Genomic DNA, 25,311 nt, shown 5'->3' with positions numbered 1-25,311 from the left:
TGAGCTTGTAGTGTTAATTTAATAGTATAATAAAGCGACAATAGCTAGGAACAGATTAGACTAAGGAGCAGAAACATGAAATGTCCTCACTGCAACAACGAATTGAATGAACTCCCACTATGTTATGGAATTGAAGCACCACAATATTTTTACACGGTGCCAGAAGAGAAAAGAACAGAACTAACAGATGATTTTTGTGTCATTGATGAACAACATTTCTTTATTAGAGGACATATCGAAATACCGATCATTGATAGTCATGAGAAGTTTATTTGGAGTGTTTGGGCATCCCTGAGCGCAGAGAACTTCTTGAAATCTAATGAATTATTACTTGTTGAAGGAAGAGAAGAGGAAGAGCCTTATTTTGGTTGGTTATCGACCGAGCTTTCAATATATCCATTAACAACATTGTCTTTAAAGACAAGGGTACATACACAGGAAGTTGGTGCTGTTCCATTAATCGAATTAGAACAAACGGATCATCCACTTGCAGTTGAACAACGAGAAGGAATTTCTATTGAGAGAGTGAAGGAAATTGCCCATCTAATCAATCATGGTTAATTTTAGTGGGAAATGGCATTGGGAAAAGTAAAATTGAAGCAAAGAAGGCGAATTCTCATTCATTGTTGAATGGAAATTCGCCTTTTCCTCAGCAGCCTCCCCACAGTAATTGTGGGATTTTTTGTGTTGGAAAAAAGAAGTAATGCTGATTTTAATTCCTACTTGACTAGGTGGAATAATTGGAATATAGTATAAAAAAGCTTGAATCTTATGGAAGAGATTGTATTTATGAACTAGGTCAAAACTAATAATTGTATACAATTATACAAATATATTGTTGAGGTTTTTGCCCGACAGATTATCGATGAGGAGTTACATAGATATGGCGATACGATCACGGAGGTTGTCAAAGGATAATACCTATGATGCATTAAAGCAAAAAATTATTGATAGTGAATTAGAGCCGAATCAACCTGTGAATGAAGAAAATTTGGCGGCGTTACTAGGCGTTAGTCGTACTCCACTAAGAGAGGCCATACAGAGATTGGAGAACGAGGATTTTCTCATTCGACAGCCAAATGGAAGACTGCGGGTAGCTTCTGTAACACTCAAAGAGGTTGAAGAAATATTCCAAATTCGCAGCATGCTTGAAGGCTATATCGCAAGAAATGCAGCTAAGCATGCAACAGAGAAGGATATTGTTAATTTAACGACGATGATTACAAAAATGAAGCACTCCTTCCAACTTGGCGACAATCAGAATTTTGTAACCTATGGATTTGAGTTCCATGATTATTTATCAGAAATCAGTGAACTAAAAACATTCGAGAAAGTTCTGAATCAATTAAGAGATCATTCCCTTCGCTATTGTCGATTCGTCTCCATGCATGGAGATTGGAATACACAGGCGGATGAAGAACATGATCTTATCTTGCAAATGATCGCTGACCACAATGAAGAAGGCGCTGAAAAAGCAATGCGAGATCATATTTTAAGCAGTCTAGCTACTGCACTTGACCGGATTAAAGGCATTGAAGACAAGCTGGAAGCGTAAAGAAAGGGGAGCACTTTACTGATGAATATACTGAATGAGGTTGACCAAGCCTTAGAGAATCAATTAATTGATGTTCGAAGAAACCTGCATAGAGAGCCTGAATTAGCTTATGAAGAGTTTAAGACCACAGAGAAATTACGAGAATGGCTGACACATGCCAATATTCATATTCTAGACCTCCCTTTACAAACGGGACTTATTGCGGAGATCGGGCAAGGTAACGGACCTGTTGTAGCCATTCGCTGTGATATTGATGCACTTCCGATAGAGGAACAGACTGGATTACCTTTTGCTTCTGAGATTTCTGGAAAAATGCACGCTTGTGGGCACGATTTTCACACGGCTACGATTCTAGGAGCTGCCCTATTGTTAAAGGCACGTGAAAGTGAATTGCCTGGCAAGGTTAGAGTATTGTTCCAACCAGCAGAAGAAACAGGGCATGGGGCAGAGAGCGTCTTAGCATCAGGCGGACTCAAGGGTGTAGACGCTATATTTGGTCTACATAATTCACCAGACCTGCCTACAGGAGCTTTTGGAACAAGAACAGGAGCTTTAACAGCAGGTGTTGATCGGTTTGAAATTACGATAAAAGGTGTCGGTGCTCATGCGGCTACTCCGGAAAAAGGTGTGGATAGCATTGTAACTGCGGCTCAAATCATTACTTCGCTGCAAACTATCGTAAGCCGCCAAAACAGTACCACAGAACCGGTGGTGTTAAGTGTCACCAGAATTAATGGGGGCTTTACATGGAATGTTTTACCAGAAAAAGTGGAATTAGAAGGTACTGTGCGAACTTACAATGAAGAGATTCGTCACCAGATTCCAATCCAAATGAACCGCATCATCGAAGGAATTGCTGCAGCTGCTGGGGCAGAGGCTAAGCTGCATTGGTATCCAGGACCACCAGCAACGATAAATCATGGCGAATGGGCTGACTTTACCAAAGAGGTCGCTTCAGATGCCGGATATATAGTACATGATATCCCTCCGCAAATGGGCGGAGAAGATTTCTCTTTTTATTTACAACAGATCCCGGGTGCTTTTGTAAATATAGGGTCAGGCCCAGCCTATGCTTTGCATCACCCTCGGTTCGATGTGGATGAGGCTGCGATGTTACCCGCTGCGAAGTACTTCGCTTTATTGGCAGAACAAGCGCTGGTGAAGCTACAAGTCAAAGCTTAATTAATCTCCTAGACCTAAATCCTAAAGATGATTGAGAGGAATATATATGATTGAACTAAAGCAGGTTTCCAAAACGTTCACTCGGAAAGGGATCACGATTGATGCTCTTAAAGGGATCGATTTAAAGGTCGATAAAGGCGATATCTTTGGAGTTATCGGCTATAGTGGTGCGGGGAAAAGTACATTAATTCGTTTAGTCAATTATTTGGAAAGACCTACAGAAGGTCAGGTTTTCGTTGCTGGGCGTGATTTAGGAATCTATAACGATAAAGAGTTAAGAGCGGCTAAGAAGAATATCGGCATGATTTTTCAACATTTTAATTTATTAGAATCTAAAAAAGTATTTGATAATGTAGCAATTCCTCTAGTTCTCTTAAAAAAGAATAAGAATGAAATCCGCCAGCGTGTACAAGAGTTGCTAGAGTTTGTTGGATTAAGTGACAAAGCGGGGAGCTATCCTAGTGAATTGTCAGGTGGACAGAAGCAGCGTGTCGGAATTGCCAGAGCGCTTGCCTCGAATCCCTCCATCCTATTATGTGATGAAGCGACTTCTGCCTTAGATCCACAGACAACACATTCTATCTTACAGCTATTAAAAAAAATCAATGCGGAGTACAACATTACAGTGATGATCATTACACATGAAATGTCTGTCATTCAAGAGGTTTGCAACAAAGTGGCGGTTATGGAAGAAGGACGGATTATTGAGCAAGGAAGCGTCCTAGATGTATTCGGTAGTCCCAAGCATAAGACGACACAAAATTTTGTGAAGACGGTTATTCAAAATAGCATTACACCAAGCGTGCAAAAATCCATCAAAACAGAGCCTGGAAGTGTAATCTATAAACTGAATTTTGTTGGAGAAAGCGCCTCTGAGCCAATCCTGTTCGAGATGATTCGCTCCTTCGATATGAGGGTCAATATTTTATTTGCGAATACGACGGAGATTCAGGAAACGACATTGGGAACAGTGATTATTCAATGTAATGGAGATCCAGCGGAAATTCACAATGCGTTATCTTTCTTAAAACGTCATGGAGTCGGTGTAGAGGAGGTAGAATCAAATGTTTTCGACCACATTAACAAGTGATCAATTTCTGCAGGCGATTATGGAAACCATTCAGATGGTTGGCGTCTCCTTGTTTGTGGGTTCTTTGATAGGGATACCCTTTGGGATATTGCTTGTAATCACTCGTCCAGGCGGGGTTTTGGAGAACAAAGCGCTGTACGCCATACTGAATCCGATCATCAACATTATACGCTCTCTGCCTTTTATTATTTTACTTGTGGCAATTGTACCCTTCACTCGTTTGATTGTTCATACTTCGATTGGGACAAGCGCAGCGATCGTACCCTTAATTATCTACATCGCACCTTATATCGGACGTTTAGTAGAGAACTCCTTGCTTGAAGTAAACCCGGGAATACTTGAAGCCGCTGAGGCAATGGGAGCTACACCGTTTCAAGTGATATGGTACTTTTTGTTGCCAGAAGCGGTTGGATCATTAATTTTGTCTTTGACCACAGCGACGATCGGGTTGATCGGTGCAACTGCAATGGCTGGAACGGTAGGGGGCGGCGGGGTCGGAGACTTGGCGATTGTATATGGATACCAACGTTTTGATACGGTTGTCGTCGTAGCCACAGTGGTTATTCTCATTATTTTAGTACAAGGCATTCAATCTTTAGGCAACACCCTAGCAAGAAAAATTCGCCGTTATTAGTCATTACATATTCCAGGAGGGAGTTTGGCAGATGAGTGAATGGAGCAAGCAAGAACGATTTAAAGCGATATTATCTGGAGAAAAGGCAGATCGCCCAATTGTAAGTGGTTGGCGGCATTTTATCGACAAAGAACAAATGGCAGATGATTTAGCGCAAACTACGATTTCTTTTACAAAACAATATGATTGGGACTGGGTCAAGATCAATCCTAGAGCAACTTATTTGGCGGAAGCTTGGGGGAATCAATATGATTTCTCGGACTATCAGACTGTATTTCCAAGGCAGCAAACAACAGCAATTCCAACAGCGGCTAATCTATGGGACTTCGAAGTCAAAAAGGCAATTCACACAGCTTCCTTGGTAGAACATTTAGATGCGGTTAGAAAAATACGTTTAGGTTTGCCTGATACCCCACTAATCCAAACGGTATTCTCTCCATTGACAGTATTGCTATTTATTGTTGGCCGTTCTGCTTATGTTACAAAAACAGTGTTTGGCATTGAGCACCCGGTAACTTTGGAATCCTTATTTAAGGAACACCGAGCGGCAGCGCACCATGCATTACATACGATTTCATTAACCTTAGCCGATTATGTACAAGAGCTGCAGCAAGCAGGTTCTGACGGTTTGTTCTACGCTGTGACGGGCACCGCTCACCCAGGATTATTTGATGAAGCCATGTTTGACGAGTTCTCCAGACCTTATGACTCTATTGTCTTAGAAGCTGCAAGCTACGGCAAAAACATTCTTCATACTTGTGGGGCCTATGCCCAGCCAGAGAAATTCAATGATTATCGAATTGATGGGATCAGCTGGGATACTGTAGCCGAGGGGAACCCTGGTTTAGAGGCGAATCTCAAAGCTACTAAAGTAGGTGGCGTCGATCATGGGTTGTTCGCTGTAAACGACATTGCACAAATCAAGCAGCAGGCTAAAGAAGCACTGACATTCATGAAAGACCAGCCATTTATCCTCTCGCCAAATTGCGCCATTCCACTAAATGTGACGGATGAAGCATTAGATCAATTAAAACAATCTGTATTTGAATAGGAGATGAAGTTATGAAAAAGTTAATGTTAGTGTTGATGATCGGGGTTCTAGCGGTGTTGACAGCATGCGGGAATAGTCAATCCGATAATTCAGGTGATAAGAAGAAGCTTGTCATTGGATTTGGTGTAGGAACCTATGAGGAGCAATTCCGCCAATCGATTCTGCCGATCCTAGAGAAACAAGGCTATAGCGTTGAAATTAAGTCCTTTTCACAAAACATGCAGGTCAATCCTGCCATGAAGGAAGGCTCCATTGACGCAAGTATCTTCCAAAGCACAGCCTATATGGAGGCAATCAACAAAGAAATCAAAGCTGACATGGTAGGAATTGCCTATGCGCCTGGTGCACCACAAGGTCTTTACTCCGTAAATCATACTACACTTGACGATGTTAAAGATGGAACAACCGTAGCTGTTCCGAATGATCCGGTGAACCAAGAGCGTGCACTGCGTATTCTGGAGGAATTGGGTTGGATCAAAATTAAAGACGGCGCGGGTGTAGCTGATTTTAACATCAACAGCATGGAGCCGGACAAATATAATATTGATATTAAAATATTGGACCCTGCTCAAATCTTAGTTTCACTGCAAGATGTGGATTATGGCGTTGTAAACGGCAATTATATTGCTAATTCGGACAGGAAAATTACAGATGCTTTGAAGATCGAGAATACACCTATGGAACACAGAATTATCGTATCCGTTAATAAAAAGGATGAAAATGCGCAGTGGGCCAAGGACTTGAAAGCCGCTTATGAATCTAAAGAGTTTGAAGAATATATTCATGGAATAGAGAAATATAATGGTTTCATTCTGCCTGAAGCATGGGACAACAATTAATTAAGGAAGTGAATGTAAGTGACACAAGAAAAGATTCATTTTATTGGTGGAGGACAGATGGCAGAAGCGATCATTCGCGCATCTATTTCCAACAACACCCTGTCTATAGATCAAATTAGTGTATCTGACATTAACGAAGCCCGTCTTCAGTTTTTGAGTACCAAATACGGAATAGATACGAAGAGCTCACAGGAGCAAGGCCTATCTTCTGCAGATCTGATTGTGGTTGCGGTGCGACCACAAGATGATTTGACTACACTTGGACAAATCGTACAACAATTCGCTTCACCTACCGCAGTCATCGTATCGATTGTGGCAGGTGTGACGAATGTCCAATTAGCGGGTTATTTTGGAGCTGAGCGGTCCATTATCCGTGTCATTCCAAATACTTTGACGGATACAGGATACGGATACAGCGGTGTAGCGTTAAATGCTTACGCTAGCCGTGATCAAGTGGAGCCTTTCTTACTCGGATTTGGTAAGGTACAATATCTGGATGAGGCATTCATGGATATTTTCACTGGATTTGGTGTGGCTGGCCCCAACTATATTTATTTTTTCATTGAATCTTTTGTAGATGCAGGTGTGCTTGCCGGATTGCCGCGTGAGCAAGCCTGGAGTGTTGCACTTGAGAATATGATGGGATCTGTAGCTATGCTGCAGCAGACAGGGCTGCATCCAAGACAGCTGCTTGATATTAATAATTCACCTGGCGGAGTTGGGATGCATGGCTTGTACGAATTAAATAACAGTGATTTCGCAGCAGGTCTGCAAAGAAGTGTTCTGGCAGCTGTGAAGCGCACTACTGAGCTGGGAGTGAAGTAATCATGGCAACGGTGAAATGGGATCATTTGGTACATTACGTCAATGATCTGGCTAAACCGGTTGAAATCTTTGCAGAACATGGTTTGATTGCTTTTAAAGGAGGTTCTCATAAAGATTGGGGAACCTATAACACATTAAGTTATTTCGGGCTAACCTATCTCGAATTTCTAGGCATTGAGAATCTTGAGCTAGCAGAGGCAACTGAACATAATCTAGTGGTGAAAGACGCGGTAAAACTTCTCCCGGAGCATGAGGTCTTAAGCAGAGTAGTCATCCGGACGGATGATATTGAAGAAGTAGCGGCTTCCCTTAAGGCAGCGGGTTTATCACTATCTCCAATTATTGATGGGAAACGTCTGGATAACGAGGGAAGATTAATCGAGTGGCGCATGATGACTATCGGTGGTGACTTTCAAGGACTAGTCTATCCGTTCATCATTCAATGGAGCGGAACAGATGCAGAGAGGTTAGAGAGATTATTTTCGTCTGGAGTCATACAGCCTCATCCTGCTGGACCTGTCGAAATCGTGCGTGCTGTATTCCATGTCTCCGATCCTGCAGCTACCGCTAAACATTGGGGAACGTTGTTCGGACTACCTGTAACAGAGTCAGAGGACGATAGTTTCAGCCTTAAGATTGACGATAAGTCGTTAGCTTTCGTGCATGGGAATGATAACCAGTTCAAACAGGTGGTTTTTGAGACGGATTCGTTAGTTCTAAAGGGGAAGACGATTCAGATTGGTGCCGGGGAGTATGTTTTTGTTTAAGGGTAATCATAAATACACTTATGATTTCTTGAATAAATCAAAAACCAGATCATTAAGCAATGTACGGAATTGCTTAATGATCTGGTTTTTTTTGCATGAATGGATATAATGACACCTTCTAAGAGCCCTTGACAATTAATGTAAAAGTGGTATGTTGTAAGTAGTAAGTGATAAGTAGTAAGTAGTAAGTAGTAAGTAGTAAGTAGTAAGTAAATCAAAACGCTCACCATACGGAATAAATATCATCCAGTAAATACGAATTTATGGATAGGGGTGGATGGTTATGATGGATTTAAAATTAGCACCAAGTTTTGCATTGCTCGCGCTTAATGGACAGAGAAGTCTTCATATGACTACTGTTAAGAAAGTATCTTTACGCTGCATGGCCGCGGCGGTTGTATTGGAGCTTTACTTAGAGGGATGTTTATCACAATATGAGAACAAGATCACTTTGCCTAAAGCAAAACTTGATCCATCTCATTCAACACTTTATAGAGAAACGGTTCTACAACCCTTACTTCACAATAGCGCTGTTACGGAGGGTGACTTAAATTGGTGGTTAAAAAAGGCTTCGACAAAGTCTAACCATCAGTTAAAAAAATTCGAAACGGCGATTACAGATTATCTTAAGTCAATGAATTTACTTGAAGAAATCCCAAGCCTGTTAGGGAGCGACATGTATTTTGATTCTGCTGAAGTTGAAATTAAAGCATATCGCAGTAAAATGGAGGCGTACACAAGCATTACAGAGAATATACGGGCAGAGATTTTGGAAGAGGGATCAGTAACAGATGAAGTTATTTGTATGCTGTGGCTACTTCGTGAATGTGGATGTATGCATGATTACTTCTCGAAGAACGAACTTGAAAAGGTAAATATCAGATTTCATGATCTATATCAAAGTAACTTATGGGCAAAAACATTATTTCCAATCCAAATTCATCATGGAATTGAGTTAGGGATCAAACGGTTTCTAGAATTGAAGACAAAGTTTGTGAAGACGGATGTCGGTGGTAGTATTAATTTTATTTTCCCAGCCCTTGAGCGATCACAAGCTGTCTTTATAGAAACAGAGTCTTGGTTTGATAATTCTAGTCAAAGACTAGACGCAGTGATTACAAGATTAATGTCGTGTGGACATGAAATTAAGGTGATAGAGAGAGGATCAATTGCGACCCTTAAAATTGATAATTTGTTATACGATGCGATCCCGCATTTTGTTATGATGAAAGTGCCAATTCAAGGTGTGCGTCTTGTTCCGAAGCGCCCGCTGTAAAGGAGTTGGTTATCCATGTCTAGACAACGTTCTATGGAGAATATTTTGGCTTCAGAGTATGTCTCTATAGGTGAATTGGTAAGAATCACAAATGCTCGTTATAGTACACTTAAACATTATACAGAAGAAGGCATGCTTCCCTTTGAACAGGCCGAGGAGAATTTAACACGCAGATATAAAAGAGAGGAAACCGTCGCACGTATTCTTTGGATCAAAGAGTTGAAAGCAGACGGTTTATCGATCCCACAAATGAAAGAAGCTTTAGGAATGAATTAAACATCGGGATTCCCGGTGTTTTTTGCTTTTTTAGTCAAAGAATTTAACATCCTCTGATAACTTCGCACCAATCATCCGAACGAAATGCTCAGCCGCAACAGACAGCTTTCGATCCCGTCGTACTGCAAAGCCTATACTGCGAGGTAACAACGGATCGTCTAGCTTCAGTTCATAAAGTATTCCACTATGAAGATCCTCTTGCACGAAAGAACGGCTAATAAAAGCTGCCCCATACCCTAATCTAGCGAACTCTGCTAGCAGTTCTATACTCCCCAATTCGATATCTGGGATTACCGATAATCCCTTAGTCGCAAACCATTGCTCAACAAATACTCTAGTGCTGCTCCCTTGAGAAAATAGGATTAAAGGAAGCTCTGACACTTCTCTCATGGTTAGTGAACGACTCGCTAATTCTTGATAGGCTTCTCCTACTACAAAACAATCCTCCAGCACAGCCAGCGTCTGTATATTTAGCAGTGGATCGTGAAGAGGCATATGGACAAAGGCGCAGTCGATCTCGCCATCTTTTAAACGCTTAGTGATGTCTGGCGTCTTCCCGTGAGAGAGACGGATTCGTATACCTGGGTATGTGCTATGGAAGGTGTTCAACTGCGGCAACAAAAGATGCTTGATCAGATAATCACTGGCTCCGATTCGTATTTCTCCCTCATTTAACTGCTTCAAGCTCTCCAGATGCTTCTGTGCTGAATCCAGCATGGAAAAGGATTGCTCCACATATTCGAATAGCGCTCGCCCTTCTTCGGTAAGCTCTACACCTTTGGACAGCCTGTGAAACAGCTTCAGTCCTAAGGCTTCTTCCAATTGTTTAATGGCATAACTCACAGAAGGCTGTGTAATATGCAGTTCCGTTGCAGCTTTTGTTAAATTACGATGACGTGCCGTTTGCCAGAAAATACGATACCATTCCAAGTTGAACATGTGGTATAGATCACCTCTATATCATTATGGTAAAAATCCAATTTCATTTATTACATTTCATTCATTATAATCAGGCTAGAGGAATAATTCAAAGGGGGGGATGAAATGGAATCCAATCAACCGGACTTAGAAGCACGTTCTCCATGGTCAACGAATAGCGATAAACACATAGTGAAGATTAGCCCAGCGAAAGCGGAAATCAATGGGACGATAACCATATCAGGAAGCAAAAGTCTGACGAATCGGGCCTTGGTAATCGCTGCTTTGGCTGAAGGACGTTCAGAAATAAAGGGTATATTAAAAAGTGATGATTCTTACTGGTGTATTGATTCGTTAATGAAACTGGGGATTCCCGTTATGATAGAAGGAGAGACAGCTGTTGTGGAGGGATGTGGCGGCAACTGGCCGAATCCGACTGGTGAGCTATATGTAGGAGCGGCAGGTACGGTTGCAAGATTCTTACCCGCTGCACTCGCGGCAGGGACGGGTACTTGGACAATGAATGGAAGTAAACGACTCTGTGAGCGTCCACTCGCTCCATTACTCGACGCATTAACGACCCTTGGTGCACAATTTGAGTATAAACAAGTAGAGCGCTGTTTACCTTTTACATTAGAGGCAAAAGGTCTGCAAGGAGGAAGGGCTACGCTGCCCGGCTCCACTTCAAGTCAATTTATTAGTGGATTGCTGCTCGCGGCGCCGTATGCCAAGGACCAGGTGACCGTGTATATAGATGGAGAAGTTGTGCAAAGAGATTATGTCGAGATGACCCTTGCCATGATGGCCTCCTTTGGTGTAACACCAGAAGCATCTCAGGATGGTCAATCGATAACGGTTCCTACAGGAAAGTATCACGGTCATACGATCACTTTAGAGCCTGATGTATCCACATGCTGTTACTTTTGGGCTGTTGCGGCGCTTACGGCAGGCCGTGTTCGAATTGAAGGAATCAATGCAAGCCATACAAGTCAACCTGATATCGAGTTTTTAGACGTTCTGGAGTTAATGGGCTGTACCGTTCTTCGTGGGGAGAATTTTGTTGAAGTACAAGGTGTCCCACGGCTTAAGGGTGGATTCACAGTGAGTATGAAGAAGTGGTCGGATCAAACACTAACCATGGCTGCTATGGCTATTTTTGCAGATGGTCCAATCACGCTAAAGGATGCCGCACATATCAGACATCATGAATGTGATCGGATAGCCGCGATATGCGAGGAAATAAGTAAGCTCGGAATACGTGTGGAAGAGTTTGAGGATGGTCTAACGGTATATCCGGGTCAGCCAATCCCAGCTTTACTAAATTCTCATGACGATCATCGGATGGCTATGGCGCTTTCTTTAATTGGCTTGAAGATTGAGAATATTCAGATTATCGACCCTGGTTGTGTCTCCAAGACCTGTCCAGATTATTTTGACCGTTTGTCAGCGTTAGGCGTACAGGTCCAATACTAACTAAGGAGTGCATATATAATGGCAGGAAATACATTCGGTGAAGTGTTCAAAATTACAACCTTCGGTGAGTCACATGGTGTGTCGGTAGGTGTCATAGTGGATGGTGTAACACCTGGTGTCGAGATTAACGAAGCGTATATACAGAAACAGATGGATCGGAGAAAACCGGGCCAATCTTCAGTAACTACTCCTCGTAAAGAATATGATGTTGTCCACATACAATCAGGAGTATTTGAGGGAAAAACAACAGGTACGCCGCTTTTTGTAGTTCTTCAAAACCACGATATGAGACCAGAAGCGTACAGCGAGATTCAGGACGCTTTTCGTCCGGGCCATGCCGACTTTACTTATTTAGAGAAATACGGGATTCGGGATCATCGTGGAAGCGGACGTGCTTCTGGTAGAGAAACTGCGGCAAGAGTGGCTGGAGGTGCGATAGCTCGTAAGTTGTTAGAGAGAAGAGGTGTACAGGTAGTAGCATACACGCAAGAAATCGGAGGCATAAAGTGTGAATCCTTCGATGAGGGAATGATTGAACAAAATGCTGTCCGCGCTTGTGATCCTATTGCAGCTGAGAAGATGATTAAAAAGATTGAGGGGTTAGCCGAGATTGGAGATAGCTGTGGAGGTATTGTGGAATGCCGTATTCGTGGCGTGATTCCGGGTCTTGGAGAGCCGGTCTTTGATAAATTGGATGCAGAACTGGCGAAAGCTATGCTGTCCATTGGTGCTGTTAAAGGGATAGAATTTGGAGCTGGCTTTGAAGCGGCAACGATGCTGGGTAGTGAGCATAATGACGCGAGGAATAGCGAGGGCTTTCTTACTAATCATTCCGGAGGAATCATCGGGGGGATTAGCACCGGACAAGAAATCGTATTTCGGATCAGTGTAAAACCGACGTCGTCCATCTCTGTGCCACAGCAAACGACTAACATTAAAGGGGAAGAGCAAGAGATACGCACCGAAGGCAGACATGATCCTTGTATTTGTCCGAGAATCGTACCTGTGGTAGAGGCTATGGCTTGTTTAGTACTGGAGGATCAATACAAACGACAAGCTGCTATGCTTGGATGATATAAAAGCGGCATGGCCCATTAGCACATATTGCGCTAATGGGCTTTTTACTGTTCACACTTCGATTTTACCCCATATAGAAACTTGATCTAGTATATTATGGAATTAGAAAAGCGGAAAAGAACTTATGCAATACTAAATAAAGGAGGGGCGTTAATGGACAACGACAGAGCACCAGTAATATTTCAAAAAGAAACAAAGAACGGGTTGAAAAAGGTGGTTTTATGAGAATATTCACGTTAGGAATTGTAGTATTGATGTTATTTGTTTTAAACCCTACCGTAATAAAAGACAATCCAAATACAGCTATATCGAAGATAGAAGCATCTGTTGAACCGTCAGAGAAATTAGTGGCAGAAAGCTTAAGTGAATTGGCTAATCGTAAATTTTCTATAAAAGAAGATCAGAACAATGAAGAAGATTATGATTCTATTGTGACCTTTGGAAAAGCCTTCGTTAATCTTTATACCGGAGCTGTTGCAAAACAAGAAACTGTATCCTTTGAGAATTACATCTCGAGTGCAAATCTTCTTAAATTCACAGATAAAATGTTGGAATTAACACAAAAGCAGGCATTGAACGGTGCCAGTAGTGTGAATTTCGGTCTCGATAATGAGTTTAATGAAGAAGTGATTAATAAAATTGATAAGAATCTTTACTATCTGAGCTTACCTTTTTCAAACGAAGGTTCTGGATTGACTTGCACACTGTTAGTTCAATCTTCAAATAAGTCATTGGAAATTGTTGATTTGTACTTTGGCTACAAAGATGGTGTAGATACTTTCACAACGGGTCACCCTGCGGAAAGAAACTTTGACAATCCACAAATATGGGATGACCAAGAATGGGTGGATGGTGTTTTTGAAAAGCTTGAACAATATGAAGCCGAACTCTCCGTCAAGTAGACAGTAGAAGAATAGAGATCCGAGCAGCAACTTGCTTTCAATATTCAGCGGTAACAATAAAAGCAGCGGTATGTTAAGGCTTTAGTTTCCCGCCCTAGCACCGCTGCTTCATTATTAAGGTATTCTAATCCAATTCTACTAGTATCTCAAGGTTTTACCCAGGAGCCCTTCAGATCCATTTCCCGGATACAATCGGCCGAGTCATTCCTGTTGTCGTTAATCATTGGGGTAACTGGGTACACCTGCATTTCATCTGCTGAATAAGGCCGCAGAATCGGATTCAGTGCTTCCAGATCATTTGTCTCCTCATCAAGCCATCGAGTGATATCCTGTGGGGACAAAATCGCCGGCATCCGGCTCTCAAATTCGCTAATCAGTGGATTGGCATCAGTCATGACCAGAGAACAGGTACGAAGAGGCTCCCCGCGCGTATCCCGCCAAATTTCGTATAGACCAGCCACTCCGAACATACTGCGATTATTCATGACTACCCGAACTGGATAAGTCTTCTTGCCTTCCTTTTTCCAATAATAAAATCCATTGCACGGGATAATACAACGATGCTTGTCCACCATCTTGCGGTAGGTTGGATTCTGATGCACGTTTCGGAGATCCGCATTGATCGCATCTTTTCCCCAATAAGGAACGAATCCCCAGCGGAACTCATCTAGAATTCGCTCACCATCCTGTTGTAAAACTACCGGCATATCCTGCGTGGGACTAATATTATAGCGGTCTTTATAGTAGTACATCACTCGGTTAATTTCAAAATGATCCCTAATTTCCTGCAGTTCGGCCGCTAGCGAAAAACGTTGACACATGAAACATCAGCCTCCTTTTGTTTCGTAGTGTTTGTAAAAGGAGGTAAATTATTCATGGCTTCCGAGGTCGCCTATTAATTGACCCGAATCCTGTGGTTGACAGTAATAAAGGAGCCGTAAGGTACGGCCCCTCGCAGTTTATCTTTTTTGTTATTTAACAGTTTTAATAAATTATTGCAGACTCACACTATCTAGATAAATAGCGGATTGGCCACTACTGTTCGAGGAGGCGCGGAATTCCACCCCAATTTCTTTGACTGCGGACAAATTCGAAATGCCGCTGAGGGATAGTGTCAAAGTGGTACCGACGTTCGATTGAATCAGATTCTCTCCAGAATCATACCATGTCCACCCGGACCCGGTCTTCAAGTATAGTTTCGCATAGATTCCGTTGCCAATATTTCCCCAGTTCGCATGCTTAACCGTTACTTTCAGACTGCTTTTTCCGGACAGGTTTTGATTTGAGGTTATATATAGGCTATGCGTGGAATTGGATTGTAAGGAGACATCGGCTTTGAGAGTTTGCGCTCCCGTAGCTTTCCATTCATTGGTGACCCATGGTCCTCCCGAAATATTGTTTCCCGACCAACCTTGAGTTCCCGACTCAAAATCATATAAGATCGCCCCGTTATTTCCCGGACTCGGGCTTGGTGTAGGTGTAGGAGTAGGTGTAGGTGTAGGAGTAGGAGTAGGTGTAGGTGTAGAAGTAGGGCTTGAGGTTGGAGTTACACCTCCGAAAATGCCGGACAACACAGAAGTTGCTTTTATGCCGTTACTGCCATTCACAACGGTATTGCCGAACGAGGTGAGGGAGTTGCCTGTCCAATCATTCGTCATATCAAGATAAGCCAAATCACTGCTATTGCCCTTCCAGGACCAAGCCAACCAGCCGACTCCTTTCTCTTGGGAATAGCTCATAATGGTGGCTTCATCCACATCACCGTTTGTATGCTGTCCGCCAAATTCGCCGATAATCAGCGCAAGATTCTTGTTCAGCACACCGTCAATATTGGATTTGACGGTATTTGCATTGCCCCCAGCATATTCATACATATGGACAGAGAACAATGTATTTTTTAACGGGTCCGCATTCAGTACTTCCGTCCCATAATTTTTGACCGAATCTGGATATTGTCCCCAGCCAGCAGAATCAACAATCAGCGTATGATTTAGACCGGCGTTTCGTAATTTAGGAATAGCTTGCTTATAACCATTAGCCCAGGCTACTCCATCCCATGTTCCGTACCACTCGTTAGCTATATTTATGAGTACACGGTCTTCTTTGCCAATCAGTGCGTCTTTAATACTGATCCAGTAATTAACGGCGTTGTCCAAATCGGATAGACTATCGCTTCCTGTTGCGTCATGTACTTCCAAAACGGCAATTAGTTTATTTTGTTCACAGAGGCTGATGATATTTTTGATGGCATTCACATCATCAATCGTCCATTTGTATCCATTCGCTAATACAATGCGTACCGTGTTGGCACCAGTTTTAGCAATGGCTGGTATTGCGGTAGACAATTGATCCTTATACCATGTGTGCGCATGATTGACTCCTCGCATAACAAATGGTTGTCCTGTAGCATCCATTAATTTGGTACCGCTTACATAAAATCCGCTCGCAGCATGTGCTTTGTTCGAAAGTTGTCCGGTCCATGTGAAAATCAGTAAGAATGCTACAAATGTAATTGACCACTTGCGTAAAATCACCAAAAACCACCTCATGAATTTTATTTATGTAAACCCTCATTAAGTTTATACTGGTAACGTCCGTTCACCTCCTATTGTTAGAATAATGAGGGAGTCATATTTAACTGTGCGTTCATGAATTCACTAATTTCTTTGGATTTATCGTTATTATATTAGCATTATGTTATTTTGAAAGCGTATGATTATTTTATGCAATTGACTAAATTTCGCTTTAAAAATTGTTTTTTATTAAGAACTCAATTCCTCGGAAGCTTCCCTCCATACTGTGCTCTTAGCTGCTGTAATTTGTCTAATTTGCTTAGACTACTATCTCTATTTGCTAAACCCACCCCAAGAATCAGATTCTCGATAATATATGTGGGACCGACCATGGAGTGAAACTCCCAAACCTCACCTCTCCCGGCATACAGTACAATACCTGCATCTTGGGATCGAGGATACACAAGTCTGTCAGTGATCAGGATGACCTGGTAATTAGCTTCACGTGCTTGGTCCAGAATCACTTCGATTTCAGGTAACAGTTGAACGAATCCAAAGACAAGCAATACATCTTTTTGATCAGCATGCATTAAGGACTCTAGCAGTTCGTGTCCGCTGGGGGCCATTTTTTTCATCTGTAGTCCAAAACGCGCCATTCGATAAATCATCAGCTCGGCTAGTCCAGCACAAGGGCCTGGGCTATATACATATACAATGCGAGCTGCAGATAGTGCTACTACTGCACGCTGCAGCGCCTCGTCGCTCAAATAGCGGCGTGTCTCTTGCAGATGATGTAAGCAATTGTCCAGCAGCACTTGAGGAAGTGAACGATCATCCGATCTTTGCATGGCATCACGCATTTTTATGGAAGGGGTGGATTCAAAGCGGAAACGGAGCCGGTTTTTGAAATCTTTGGCATGTTTGAATCCAGCCGCTTTCCAGAACCGCGAGACGGAGGCAATGCTTAATTGAAGTTCATCTGCCATTTCCTGTTCCGTCATATAGACTACACGTTGCTCATTTTTCTGAATAAAGTCAGCAATTATTCGTTGATTTGGTGAGAAGGCGCGGCGATTCCAATCTTTATACAATCTCTCATTCCTCCTAATATGAAGTGTTAAATAGAATATAACGTATGAAGATGTTGTAAATATTTTTACAACGTTAAAAATACTGAAAAAAATATTACTCCCATTTAACAATTGGTAAAAGTTGTGCTGACATGACCTTCTTATAATGAAGATAAATTCTTGTAGGGAGGTCAAATATTCATGAGTACGATAAAAACGCGCTACACGTTGACTCAGTCACAAAAAATGATGATTTTTGTACTGTCGATGTCGCTTTACGGTTTGTCCAATATGTTTACGGAGCTTGTGCCTGGGATCAAACTAGGCCCCATTGAATTATCGATTGAATATTTCGCATTCATTCCTTTGACCTTATGTATGCTGTTTCATCCACTGTATGCGGCCATTGGGGCAGCTGTGGGTGAAGTGATCTTTGGGGAACTGATGTTAGGTCAATTTGGCGGGCTGGGCGAATTGGAGAAATTCATCACCTTCTCACTAGCGATGTATACTGCTGGCCGTATGGTAACCGATCCGAAGAATCGTAGACAGGTTGGAGTGGCGGCGATTACTGGTGTAGCAATTCACCAGTTCTTCAGCTCCGTTGTGGATATAGTGAAGGTATGGGTGGGTGTAGAAGAACTTGAAGCTGTTAAAGGTCTGGCAGAGAGTATCGTTGTAATCGAGGGGGTTGGCTTTTTGAACGACGTACTCTTCTCCGGTATCTTGTTCGCCCTAATTCCAACTATGTATCTGGTCCCACGTTTATATGGGAAAATTGAACCTTTGCTTGGTATGAAGCCGCGAGAACGGAACATGAAATATGCAACAGGGGCTTGGCTATCTCCTAAGCTAGTTATTTTTGGAACGATTCTGGTCATGGTTGCGCTTGGATCAGAATTGCTCTCGGAATCCGGATGGAACTTTGGTGACTTTGAGTTTGCTTGGGCAGAGTCGAATGAAGAGAGCTTAATCTGGCTAAGTATGCTGGTAGCGGCAATTGTTGCAGCAACGGCGATTATATCCCTGATTCGGCGGTCAGCACGTAAAAGACAGGAAGCGGGTCAAGTAGATGCGTAAATCAATCCTCGAACTGAATGGAGTCACCTTTACTTATCCGGGAGCCGAACAACCTGTACTGCAAGATGTATCTTTGCGGCTAGAAGAAGGAGATTTCATTGCCATTATAGGTAGTAATGGTTCGGGAAAATCCACGCTGTGTAAATGCTTTAATGGCTTGATTCCTCATTATTACACAGGGGACTTCACTGGAGAGGCGACGATCTGTGGACAACCGGCGGATGGGAAAAGTGTAGCTGAGCTTTCCAGGCATATCGGGTATGTTTATCAGGATTTTGAGAATCAATTAGTGCGTCCGACGGTCCTAGATGATGTGTCGTTTACGCCACTTAATTATGGATTTGCCGATTATAGGGAGCGGGGAGAGCGGGCACTGGCACTAACCGGACTTAGCGATTTAAGAAATGAATTCATCTGGCAATTGAGTGGCGGGCAAAAACATTTGCTCGCTTTAGCCGGAGCACTAGCGATGGATCCAGAAATTCTAGTCATTGATGAACCGGTAGCTCAGCTGGATCCGCAGCATGCCCGCCATATCTATGATATTCTGCGCCGTTTGAATGAGGAGCATGGGAAGACCATTGTAGTGATCGAACATCATGCGGAATTTATTGCCGACTATTGTAAGAATGTCGTCCTGATGGATAAGGGGAGAATGTGCTGGCAGAAGCCGGTGCGCGAAGCTTTATCATCTGTAAAAGAACTGCTGGAGCTGGGCATTTATCCCCCGGATGTGACTCGGGCAGCTTGGCTCTTGCAATCTGATGCGCCGCTAACCCAATTCCTTCCCTTGAGCGCTGAAGAAGGGAATGCCCACATGATATTGCTGCAGGATAGGATCCAGAGAAATGATCCATCTGACTATATGAAGGAGCAGTCCCTTACTGTAAATCGGGAAGTGAAGAGTGTCGTTCAGATGGAGAATGTATACCTCTCATACCGTACCATTCATAAGACGATGCATCCTGTCTTGAATGGTGTTCAGCTGGAACTGCGGCAGGGTGAGTCTATTGCTCTTATTGGCAACAACGGGGCGGGAAAATCTTCTTTAATGAAGCTGATTGCTGGAATTGTCAGACCTACAGCTGGAACCGTAAATGTGAAAGGGATGACCGTGAACGGTCTGCCACCCGAGCGTCTCTCCGGTACCGTAGCATACGTATTTCAGAACCCAGAGGAAATGTTCATTGAGGATTCTGTACGCAAAGAAATTGCTTATTATTTGAAGGCGCGGAAGCTACCAGACGCAGAAGAGAGAGTAGAAGAAATGCTAAAAGCATTCCGGCTCCATGAATTAGCAGAACGTGACGCTCGACTTCTGAGTGGGGGTCAGCAGCGTCGAGTATCGCTAGCCATTGGTGCAGCTGTTCGTCCTGCCGTCATGCTGCTCGATGAACCAACGGCCAATTTGGATATTTCGACCAAACAGGAAATGGTTCATGTGCTGGAAACGCTTCGCAGTCATGTTGAGACAGTGGTGATCGCGACTCACGATATGCAGCTTGTGTCTGAGTGGGCGACCAGGATTATCGTTATGCATCAAGGCAGGATTATTGCTGACGGAACGAAAGATGAAATCTTCGCTGACGGACTTCTATTACGGAGGGCGGGTCTGGCTCAGACGCAATTGATGGAGCTGAGCCGTATGCTCGGTCTGCCCAAAATTTGCAGCAGCTTAGAGGAATTCGTAAGTCTAGTGGAAGTGAAAAAGGAGGTGGCTACAATCCATGGAAGCTGTTAAACGGGCACTTGACCGTATATCTGTTGAACAAATTAAACTGGAGCTCTTAGGGACTGCTTATAACAGTAGCAGTACATTTCTGGGGAGGCTCGACCCGCGAACGCTGCTACTTTGGTATTTGTTCTTTGCCATCGTGCCTTGGTTCGTACATAACCGTACAGTTTTGTTAGGGATGTTCGTGCTTATGGTCTTAACGACTGTCCTCTCCCGGGTCAGCCCGTATATTATTTTTATATTGTGTCTGGGATTAATCAGCCAAATTGGGTGGATGTTCATCCTGTCTCTCTTTTTCGGCGGAGGAATTGAATCGTTGCTGCCTATGTTGACGCTGACACTTAAGCTCTCAGTAATATCACTAGCTAGTATTACGGTGTTCTCCAGTCTCGATCCGGAAAGACTTAGTGACGGCCTGCTATCCTTAGGGATTCCAGATACATTTGCTTTCAGCTTATCTTATGGTTATCGTATTTTACCTACGTTACTGGAGGAATTCCATCAGATTTTGTTATCCTTCAGACTGAGAGGGCAAAGACCGCTGCAACATGGTTTGTTGTATTGGAGAACAGCAACATATTATTTGCGCATTGTGATCCTGGCATTTTATCCACTCATGCTAAATACCGCTAAACGTTCCCGGACCACGATCGAGGCGCTTGAGACTCGGGGATTTAGCTACGGTCTTAACAATAAGAAAGTGAAGAAGATTAAGCTATCTTATTTGAAAATGAAGCGGTCCGACTGGTACTTTTTATCCGGATCCACCGTTTATGTTATTTTGCTTTTTTGGATCGGTTACCTCTACCCTAAACTGGTGTATTAACATCACTCATAAGCTCAAAGGAGACGAATTAGACATGAATATTGATCTGCATACCCACGGTAAATTATCTAAGAAATCAACCTTTTCCCCTGAATATTTTGCTGAAATGATGTTTGAGGCGAAAGCGAACGGATTACAGGCAGTAGCTTTGACCGAGCACTTTAACACTTCTAATTTCTTTGCGATGTATGAGACGCTGGACCAGACTTATCCTTATAACGGACATTATTATGATGTAAACGGACTTAAACTGTTTCCGGGTATGGAGGTGGATATCGCGGAGACGGGTCATATTCTGCTGATTGGACTTAAGGAGAATATTCTAGCTGTTCGCGCTTTACTGGATGAGCATACGAAGGAGGGGGATTTTATTCCTTTCAAGGATCTGCTGGACATGGCTGATGAACATAAGCTTTGGAAAATCGGAGCTCATCCCTTCCGAATCTCTACGCCATTACATCAACTGGATCCAGAGCTGCTTCGGAGATTAGATGCTTTTGATTTCAATGCAAAGGATATTTACATGCAGGGGGCAGAGACTTACAAGAACCTGATCACACCTTTTGCTGAAAAGCTTGGTGTACCGGTGATTGCCGGTAGTGATAGTCATCAATGTCTGCAATATGGTAGTGTTCTGAATCGGTTGAATATTACCTGCTCAACGGTTGAGGAATTGAAAGAAACCATTAAGCAAGGCAACTACGAAATTGAGCTTTCGCCGTGTCTTCACACCAAAGTGAAAGCTTCAGTCATGATGAAGAAACTTTTGAAGCAGCTCATTGGTGAAGCACCTTCCAGAGATGAAGCAGAGGTTGGCAACATGGTCTAGCCGATGGCAAACATTCCTGTTATACTTTTTTCGTGAATGTAATCGGAGGTGGTACTGTGCTAATGCTGGTTTGCCCATTAGCTAGAAGTTCCTCACGCAAAGCCTAAATTAGGGCGATACTTTGCGTGAGGTGCGATAGGATGGATGATCGCCCAAACTAAATATTATCGTTTCTAATAATGGGCTTTGCACCTTATGAAATTTTCATATCAAATAAGGGGCTGAAGAGCAATGAATACACCATTTATTAGAAACCATCAATATAATTTTATTAAAAAACAAACAGACTTCCTTCTAAAAACACTGCGAACTGTAGCGGATCGAAGAGTCTTGGAGACGGTAAGATATCGTTCATCGTTGAATGTTGTAGAAGCTTTTTCAACACTAAGTGATAGTCAGCAGCAGTTGCTGCAACAAATATCAGCCTTTGAGACTGCATACGATTTTCAGAAGTATCTTAGTGGATTAGAGCCTTATTTAGAACCTTTTCCGCAGATTACACCGAAACAGATTCAGAAGTTGTTCCCTAAGAATAAGAAGCTGAAGGTACCTGATTTATCAGCCATCGACTTTCGATATATGACATATTTGAGCTGGATAGATATTGCTACCAATAAATTATTTATTGTATATCCGTTCGAAGGGCAGTTTATCGGTATTGAAGGTAGAATGACACCAATGAACAAGAAGGGGTATTGCCTGTTCTGTAATCGGCAGCAACAGCTCGCCTTTTTTACGGTCAAGACCAAGCTTGCGAAATCTTCGCCGGATGATTACTCTTCCATTGGCCAATATATTTGCATTGAGAGCCAAGCATGTAATCATAGGATTACGGATACAGCAGCACTAGAGAGATTCATTCTCTCCACTCGTGCATAATGTTAGGATTAGCAAAGGCTGCTTTTGTAAGTAGCTTCAGACTATAGAGCAATAGGGTTTTGAAACGAATGATTTCGTTTCGAAACCCTATTTGCTGTCCGCTCAATTCCTGAATTAATGATTTTAAATATTGTTGAAATAGAAACAAAAAATAATGTGATATAATAATGTTAATGCAAGAGCGGGTGGGAGGACAGGTCATGAACAAAGAAGATCAGATCCTAACGGGTGTCAGGGACCTATATAATAAGATGGTCTGGCTTAACAAAGATAAGATGGAAGCCAGTCTTAAGGGTTATACATCTTCTGAAGTACATTGTATTGAATACATTGAAAAAAATGTGGATTCCAACGTAACAAAACTTGCGGAGTCCTTTTTTATGACGCGCGGTGCCATAAGTAAATTAACTAAGAAACTCATAGAAAAAGGCCTGATCGAAAGCTATCAGAAGTCGGATAACAAAAAAGAAATCTATTTTAGGCTTACTGAGCAAGGAAAAGTAATTTATAAAATCCATGAGAACCTTCACAAAGAGTTTCAAGAGCGGGATAAGGCCGTCTTTGAGCAGATAACCGAGGAACAATTTGATAGTATGCTTAGTTTCGTGGAAAAATATAGTAGTCATTTGGATGCGGAAATAAAAAAACAGGGTAAAGATATGAAATTGGAATAAAATTTGAATAACGAAAATGAAACCACATGCAGTCGGGCTCTATGGAGAACGGCTGCATTTTTATTGTGATTATTTTGTTGACAAGGAAACAAAATGGCGATACGATAAACATGTTTCCTAGGAATCAAAATGCAACTTTAAGGAGTGAACATAAATGTCCATATTTAAATCACACAATGAACAGAACACAGGACAATCCGTAGATAAGCACGCATTAATATTCGGTCTTATCTCTGTGTTTCTTTGCGGAATTGGCTTTAGTATCATAATACCTGTCGTCCCTTTCTTAGTGCAGCCATATACAAGCAGTCCGGGAGAACAAGCAATAGTTGTTACGATGCTGACCTCGGTTTATGCAGTCTGTGTATTTTTTGCAGCCCCCGTACTTGGAGCTTTGAGCGACAAATATGGCCGGCGTCCATTACTCTTAGTATGCCTGTTGGGTTCCGCCATCGGGTACTTGTTTTTTGGTATAGGAGGGGCTCTATGGGTACTATTTGCTGGGCGCATAATCGAAGGTATAACAGGCGGGAGCATAAGCACGATCTTCGCATATTTTGCAGACATCATTCCTGCAGAACAGAGAACCAAATACTTCGGATGGGTGAGTGCAGTTGTAGGTGTAGGCACCGTCATTGGCCCAACGATAGGCGGATTACTTGCTAAGTTTGGTTATTCTGTTCCTTTGTATTTTGGAGCAATCATAACTTTATTGAATGTTGTTTATGGATTCTTTTTTATGCCAGAGAGCCTTGCCGAGAAGAATAGACTGAAGGAGATTACCTTTGTAAGACTAAATCCATTTTCACAGCTTGCCAACTTACTTTCTACGAAAAACTTAAATAGGCTGCTAGTCTCAGCTTTTTTACTCTGGATTCCTAACGGATCTTTACAGGCAGTATTTTCTCAATTTACGATAGATACTTTCAGCTGGAAGCCTGCACTAATCGGAGTTATGTTTTCGATTATGGGTCTCCAAGACATCATTTCACAAGGTTTGATCATGCCAAAGCTTTTGAAGAAACTTAGTGATAAACATATAGCAATTCTTGGAATGGCTTCGGAAATTATCGGTTACAGTTTTATTGCTTTATCTGCTTTGCTCTCATTCTATCCTCTTTTAATCGCTGGAATGTTTATATTTGGCTTTGGGGATTCGATCTTTGGGCCTTCATTTAACGGGATGCTTTCCAAGTCTGTCGATTCTAGTGAACAAGGTAGGATTCAAGGAGGTAGCCAGTCTATTCAGGCTTTAGCAAGAATGATTGGGCCTATCATTGGAGGTCAGATTTATGTATCACTAGGCCATGCCGCACCCGCATTTATGGGCATGATCCTTATAGCAGCAGCCATACTCGTCTTGTATAAGCGTCCGGATGTAAATGTGTAAACTACCTACGTTTAAGAACATATAAAAAAAGGGTTTCAGAACTCAGGGACAAGTTCTGAAACCCTTTTTGTCAAAGTTAATGTTTGTCTTTAGAATTTTTATTGATGACCCGTGCTGGACGAGTTACCCAGTTCGAACGATTCATCGGTTTAACTGTATCAATTCTGTCATTTGACGGTTCATTTAAAGCTTCAGTGGTTTCTGTTTCGGTAGACGCCGTTACTTCTTGATCTGCGGTTTTTTTCCTCGATAGTCCTGTTCCATCATGCTTGCCTCTGTTCCATACTCTTCCCTTACTCATACATACACTCCATTTCTATACGCTTATTCATAAACCATATCATATTAGGACAAGTTAAGGAAGAAAGACATAAGCACAAATCGAAGGATTTTTCAAGTTATATTGGTTACTGGAGATTTCATTTGCCGATAGCTATAATAGTACTGATA

The 25,311-nt window shown here is 42.4% G+C and carries 26 protein-coding genes; 21 read left to right on the top strand and 5 right to left on the bottom strand.

The features are described from left to right. Window positions 1–75: 75 nt before the first annotated feature. The 11 genes from M2444_RS05080 to M2444_RS05030 all read left to right on the top strand — a co-directional run bounded on the left by M2444_RS05080 (window position 76) and on the right by M2444_RS05030 (window position 9,495). Window positions 76–561: a DUF2199 domain-containing protein gene (locus M2444_RS05080; RefSeq protein ID WP_094869549.1), complete on the top strand. Its 486-nt coding sequence runs from the start codon at window positions 76–78 to the stop codon at window positions 559–561. Window positions 562–883: 322 nt separating this feature from the next. Beyond that, the gene (locus M2444_RS05075) at window positions 884–1,555 is read left to right on the top strand and encodes a GntR family transcriptional regulator (RefSeq protein WP_280786432.1); all 672 of its coding nucleotides are present in this window, start codon (window positions 884–886) and stop codon (window positions 1,553–1,555) included. A gap of 30 nt (window positions 1,556–1,585) precedes the next feature. Continuing rightward, window positions 1,586–2,737, top strand: coding sequence for an amidohydrolase (locus M2444_RS05070; protein WP_373455876.1), 1,152 nt, complete (start codon window positions 1,586–1,588; stop codon window positions 2,735–2,737). Between the two features lie 46 nt (window positions 2,738–2,783). After that, window positions 2,784–3,827 (top strand): methionine ABC transporter ATP-binding protein, encoded by a 1,044-nt coding sequence (locus M2444_RS05065; protein WP_280786431.1) that lies wholly within the window; start codon window positions 2,784–2,786, stop codon window positions 3,825–3,827. Beyond that, window positions 3,802–4,461, top strand: coding sequence for a methionine ABC transporter permease (locus M2444_RS05060; RefSeq protein ID WP_280786430.1), 660 nt, complete (start codon window positions 3,802–3,804; stop codon window positions 4,459–4,461). The genes M2444_RS05065 and M2444_RS05060 overlap by 26 nt, the downstream gene beginning before the upstream one ends. A gap of 31 nt (window positions 4,462–4,492) precedes the next feature. Then, entirely contained in the window at window positions 4,493–5,512 is a 1,020-nt protein-coding gene (locus M2444_RS05055) for a uroporphyrinogen decarboxylase family protein (protein WP_280786429.1), read from the top strand. Window positions 5,513–5,523: 11 nt separating this feature from the next. Then, on the top strand, window positions 5,524–6,351 hold the full coding sequence (locus M2444_RS05050; RefSeq protein WP_094869555.1) for a MetQ/NlpA family ABC transporter substrate-binding protein: 828 nt from the start codon (window positions 5,524–5,526) through the stop codon (window positions 6,349–6,351). Window positions 6,352–6,369: 18 nt separating this feature from the next. After that, on the top strand, window positions 6,370–7,176 hold the full coding sequence (locus tag M2444_RS05045) for a pyrroline-5-carboxylate reductase family protein (RefSeq protein WP_094869556.1): 807 nt from the start codon (window positions 6,370–6,372) through the stop codon (window positions 7,174–7,176). Between the two features lie 2 nt (window positions 7,177–7,178). Beyond that, entirely contained in the window at window positions 7,179–7,943 is a 765-nt protein-coding gene (locus M2444_RS05040; protein WP_280786428.1) for a VOC family protein, read from the top strand. 283 nt (window positions 7,944–8,226) lie between these two features. Next, a complete protein-coding gene (locus tag M2444_RS05035) occupies window positions 8,227–9,219 on the top strand; it encodes a hypothetical protein (RefSeq protein WP_280786427.1) in 993 nt (330 codons plus the stop codon). Between the two features lie 15 nt (window positions 9,220–9,234). Further along, window positions 9,235–9,495 carry a helix-turn-helix domain-containing protein gene (locus M2444_RS05030; RefSeq protein WP_094878836.1) on the top strand — a complete coding sequence of 87 codons (261 nt, stop codon included), beginning with the start codon at window positions 9,235–9,237 and terminating at the stop codon, window positions 9,493–9,495. A 30-nt stretch (window positions 9,496–9,525) separates the two neighbouring features. Here the strand turns inward: M2444_RS05030 and M2444_RS05025 are convergent, their stop codons facing one another. Then, a complete protein-coding gene (locus M2444_RS05025; protein ID WP_280786426.1) occupies window positions 9,526–10,434 on the bottom strand; it encodes a LysR family transcriptional regulator in 909 nt (302 codons plus the stop codon). A 105-nt stretch (window positions 10,435–10,539) separates the two neighbouring features. Between M2444_RS05025 and aroA the strand changes: the two genes are divergently transcribed. From aroA to M2444_RS05010, 3 genes are all read left to right on the top strand, one after another. After that, window positions 10,540–11,886: a 3-phosphoshikimate 1-carboxyvinyltransferase gene (aroA, locus tag M2444_RS05020; protein ID WP_094878834.1), complete on the top strand. Its 1,347-nt coding sequence runs from the start codon at window positions 10,540–10,542 to the stop codon at window positions 11,884–11,886. A gap of 18 nt (window positions 11,887–11,904) precedes the next feature. Then, window positions 11,905–12,960 carry a chorismate synthase gene (gene aroC, locus M2444_RS05015; RefSeq protein ID WP_280786425.1) on the top strand — a complete coding sequence of 352 codons (1,056 nt, stop codon included), beginning with the start codon at window positions 11,905–11,907 and terminating at the stop codon, window positions 12,958–12,960. 224 nt (window positions 12,961–13,184) lie between these two features. Next, on the top strand, window positions 13,185–13,865 hold the full coding sequence (locus M2444_RS05010) for a hypothetical protein (protein ID WP_280786424.1): 681 nt from the start codon (window positions 13,185–13,187) through the stop codon (window positions 13,863–13,865). Between the two features lie 146 nt (window positions 13,866–14,011). Here the strand turns inward: M2444_RS05010 and M2444_RS05005 are convergent, their stop codons facing one another. The 3 genes from M2444_RS05005 to M2444_RS04995 all read right to left on the bottom strand — a co-directional run bounded on the left by M2444_RS05005 (window position 14,012) and on the right by M2444_RS04995 (window position 17,469). Further along, window positions 14,012–14,686 carry an SOS response-associated peptidase gene (locus M2444_RS05005; protein ID WP_094869564.1) on the bottom strand — a complete coding sequence of 225 codons (675 nt, stop codon included), beginning with the start codon at window positions 14,684–14,686 and terminating at the stop codon, window positions 14,012–14,014. Between the two features lie 171 nt (window positions 14,687–14,857). Beyond that, window positions 14,858–16,399: a glycoside hydrolase family 5 protein gene (locus M2444_RS05000; RefSeq protein WP_280786423.1), complete on the bottom strand. Its 1,542-nt coding sequence runs from the start codon at window positions 16,397–16,399 to the stop codon at window positions 14,858–14,860. A 236-nt stretch (window positions 16,400–16,635) separates the two neighbouring features. After that, window positions 16,636–17,469 (bottom strand): MurR/RpiR family transcriptional regulator, encoded by an 834-nt coding sequence (locus M2444_RS04995; protein ID WP_094876047.1) that lies wholly within the window; start codon window positions 17,467–17,469, stop codon window positions 16,636–16,638. 180 nt (window positions 17,470–17,649) lie between these two features. Between M2444_RS04995 and M2444_RS04990 the strand changes: the two genes are divergently transcribed. The 7 genes from M2444_RS04990 (at window position 17,650) to M2444_RS04960 (ending at window position 24,861) form a co-directional block, all read left to right on the top strand. Beyond that, complete coding sequence (locus M2444_RS04990) at window positions 17,650–18,528, top strand: DUF8171 family membrane protein (protein ID WP_280786422.1); 879 nt, start codon at window positions 17,650–17,652, stop codon at window positions 18,526–18,528. After that, window positions 18,521–20,269 carry an ABC transporter ATP-binding protein gene (locus tag M2444_RS04985; RefSeq protein WP_280786421.1) on the top strand — a complete coding sequence of 583 codons (1,749 nt, stop codon included), beginning with the start codon at window positions 18,521–18,523 and terminating at the stop codon, window positions 20,267–20,269. Before M2444_RS04990 ends, M2444_RS04985 begins: the two co-directional genes overlap by 8 nt. After that, entirely contained in the window at window positions 20,256–21,089 is an 834-nt protein-coding gene (locus tag M2444_RS04980; RefSeq protein WP_042189505.1) for an energy-coupling factor transporter transmembrane component T family protein, read from the top strand. The genes M2444_RS04985 and M2444_RS04980 overlap by 14 nt, the downstream gene beginning before the upstream one ends. 34 nt (window positions 21,090–21,123) lie before the next feature. Continuing rightward, window positions 21,124–21,918, top strand: a complete 795-nt coding sequence (locus tag M2444_RS04975; protein WP_094869570.1) for a PHP domain-containing protein — start codon at window positions 21,124–21,126, stop codon at window positions 21,916–21,918. Window positions 21,919–22,149: 231 nt separating this feature from the next. Then, the gene (locus tag M2444_RS04970) at window positions 22,150–22,797 is read left to right on the top strand and encodes a FusB/FusC family EF-G-binding protein (protein ID WP_094869571.1); all 648 of its coding nucleotides are present in this window, start codon (window positions 22,150–22,152) and stop codon (window positions 22,795–22,797) included. A gap of 200 nt (window positions 22,798–22,997) precedes the next feature. Next, window positions 22,998–23,471: a MarR family transcriptional regulator gene (locus M2444_RS04965; protein WP_280786420.1), complete on the top strand. Its 474-nt coding sequence runs from the start codon at window positions 22,998–23,000 to the stop codon at window positions 23,469–23,471. A gap of 154 nt (window positions 23,472–23,625) precedes the next feature. Beyond that, entirely contained in the window at window positions 23,626–24,861 is a 1,236-nt protein-coding gene (locus tag M2444_RS04960) for an MFS transporter (RefSeq protein ID WP_280786419.1), read from the top strand. Window positions 24,862–24,937: 76 nt separating this feature from the next. Here M2444_RS04960 and M2444_RS04955 read toward each other — a convergent pair whose 3' ends face one another. Further along, a complete protein-coding gene (locus M2444_RS04955) occupies window positions 24,938–25,162 on the bottom strand; it encodes a hypothetical protein (protein ID WP_280786418.1) in 225 nt (74 codons plus the stop codon). Window positions 25,163–25,311: the final 149 nt, after the last annotated feature.

Origin of the sequence: Paenibacillus sp. PastF-3, from assembly GCF_029893135.1 — a bacterium.
GTDB lineage: Bacteria > Bacillota > Bacilli > Paenibacillales > Paenibacillaceae > Paenibacillus_AQ > Paenibacillus_AQ nitricinens.
Note: the sequence above shows the minus strand (reverse complement) of the source record. Positions and strands in the feature narration are given on the sequence as shown.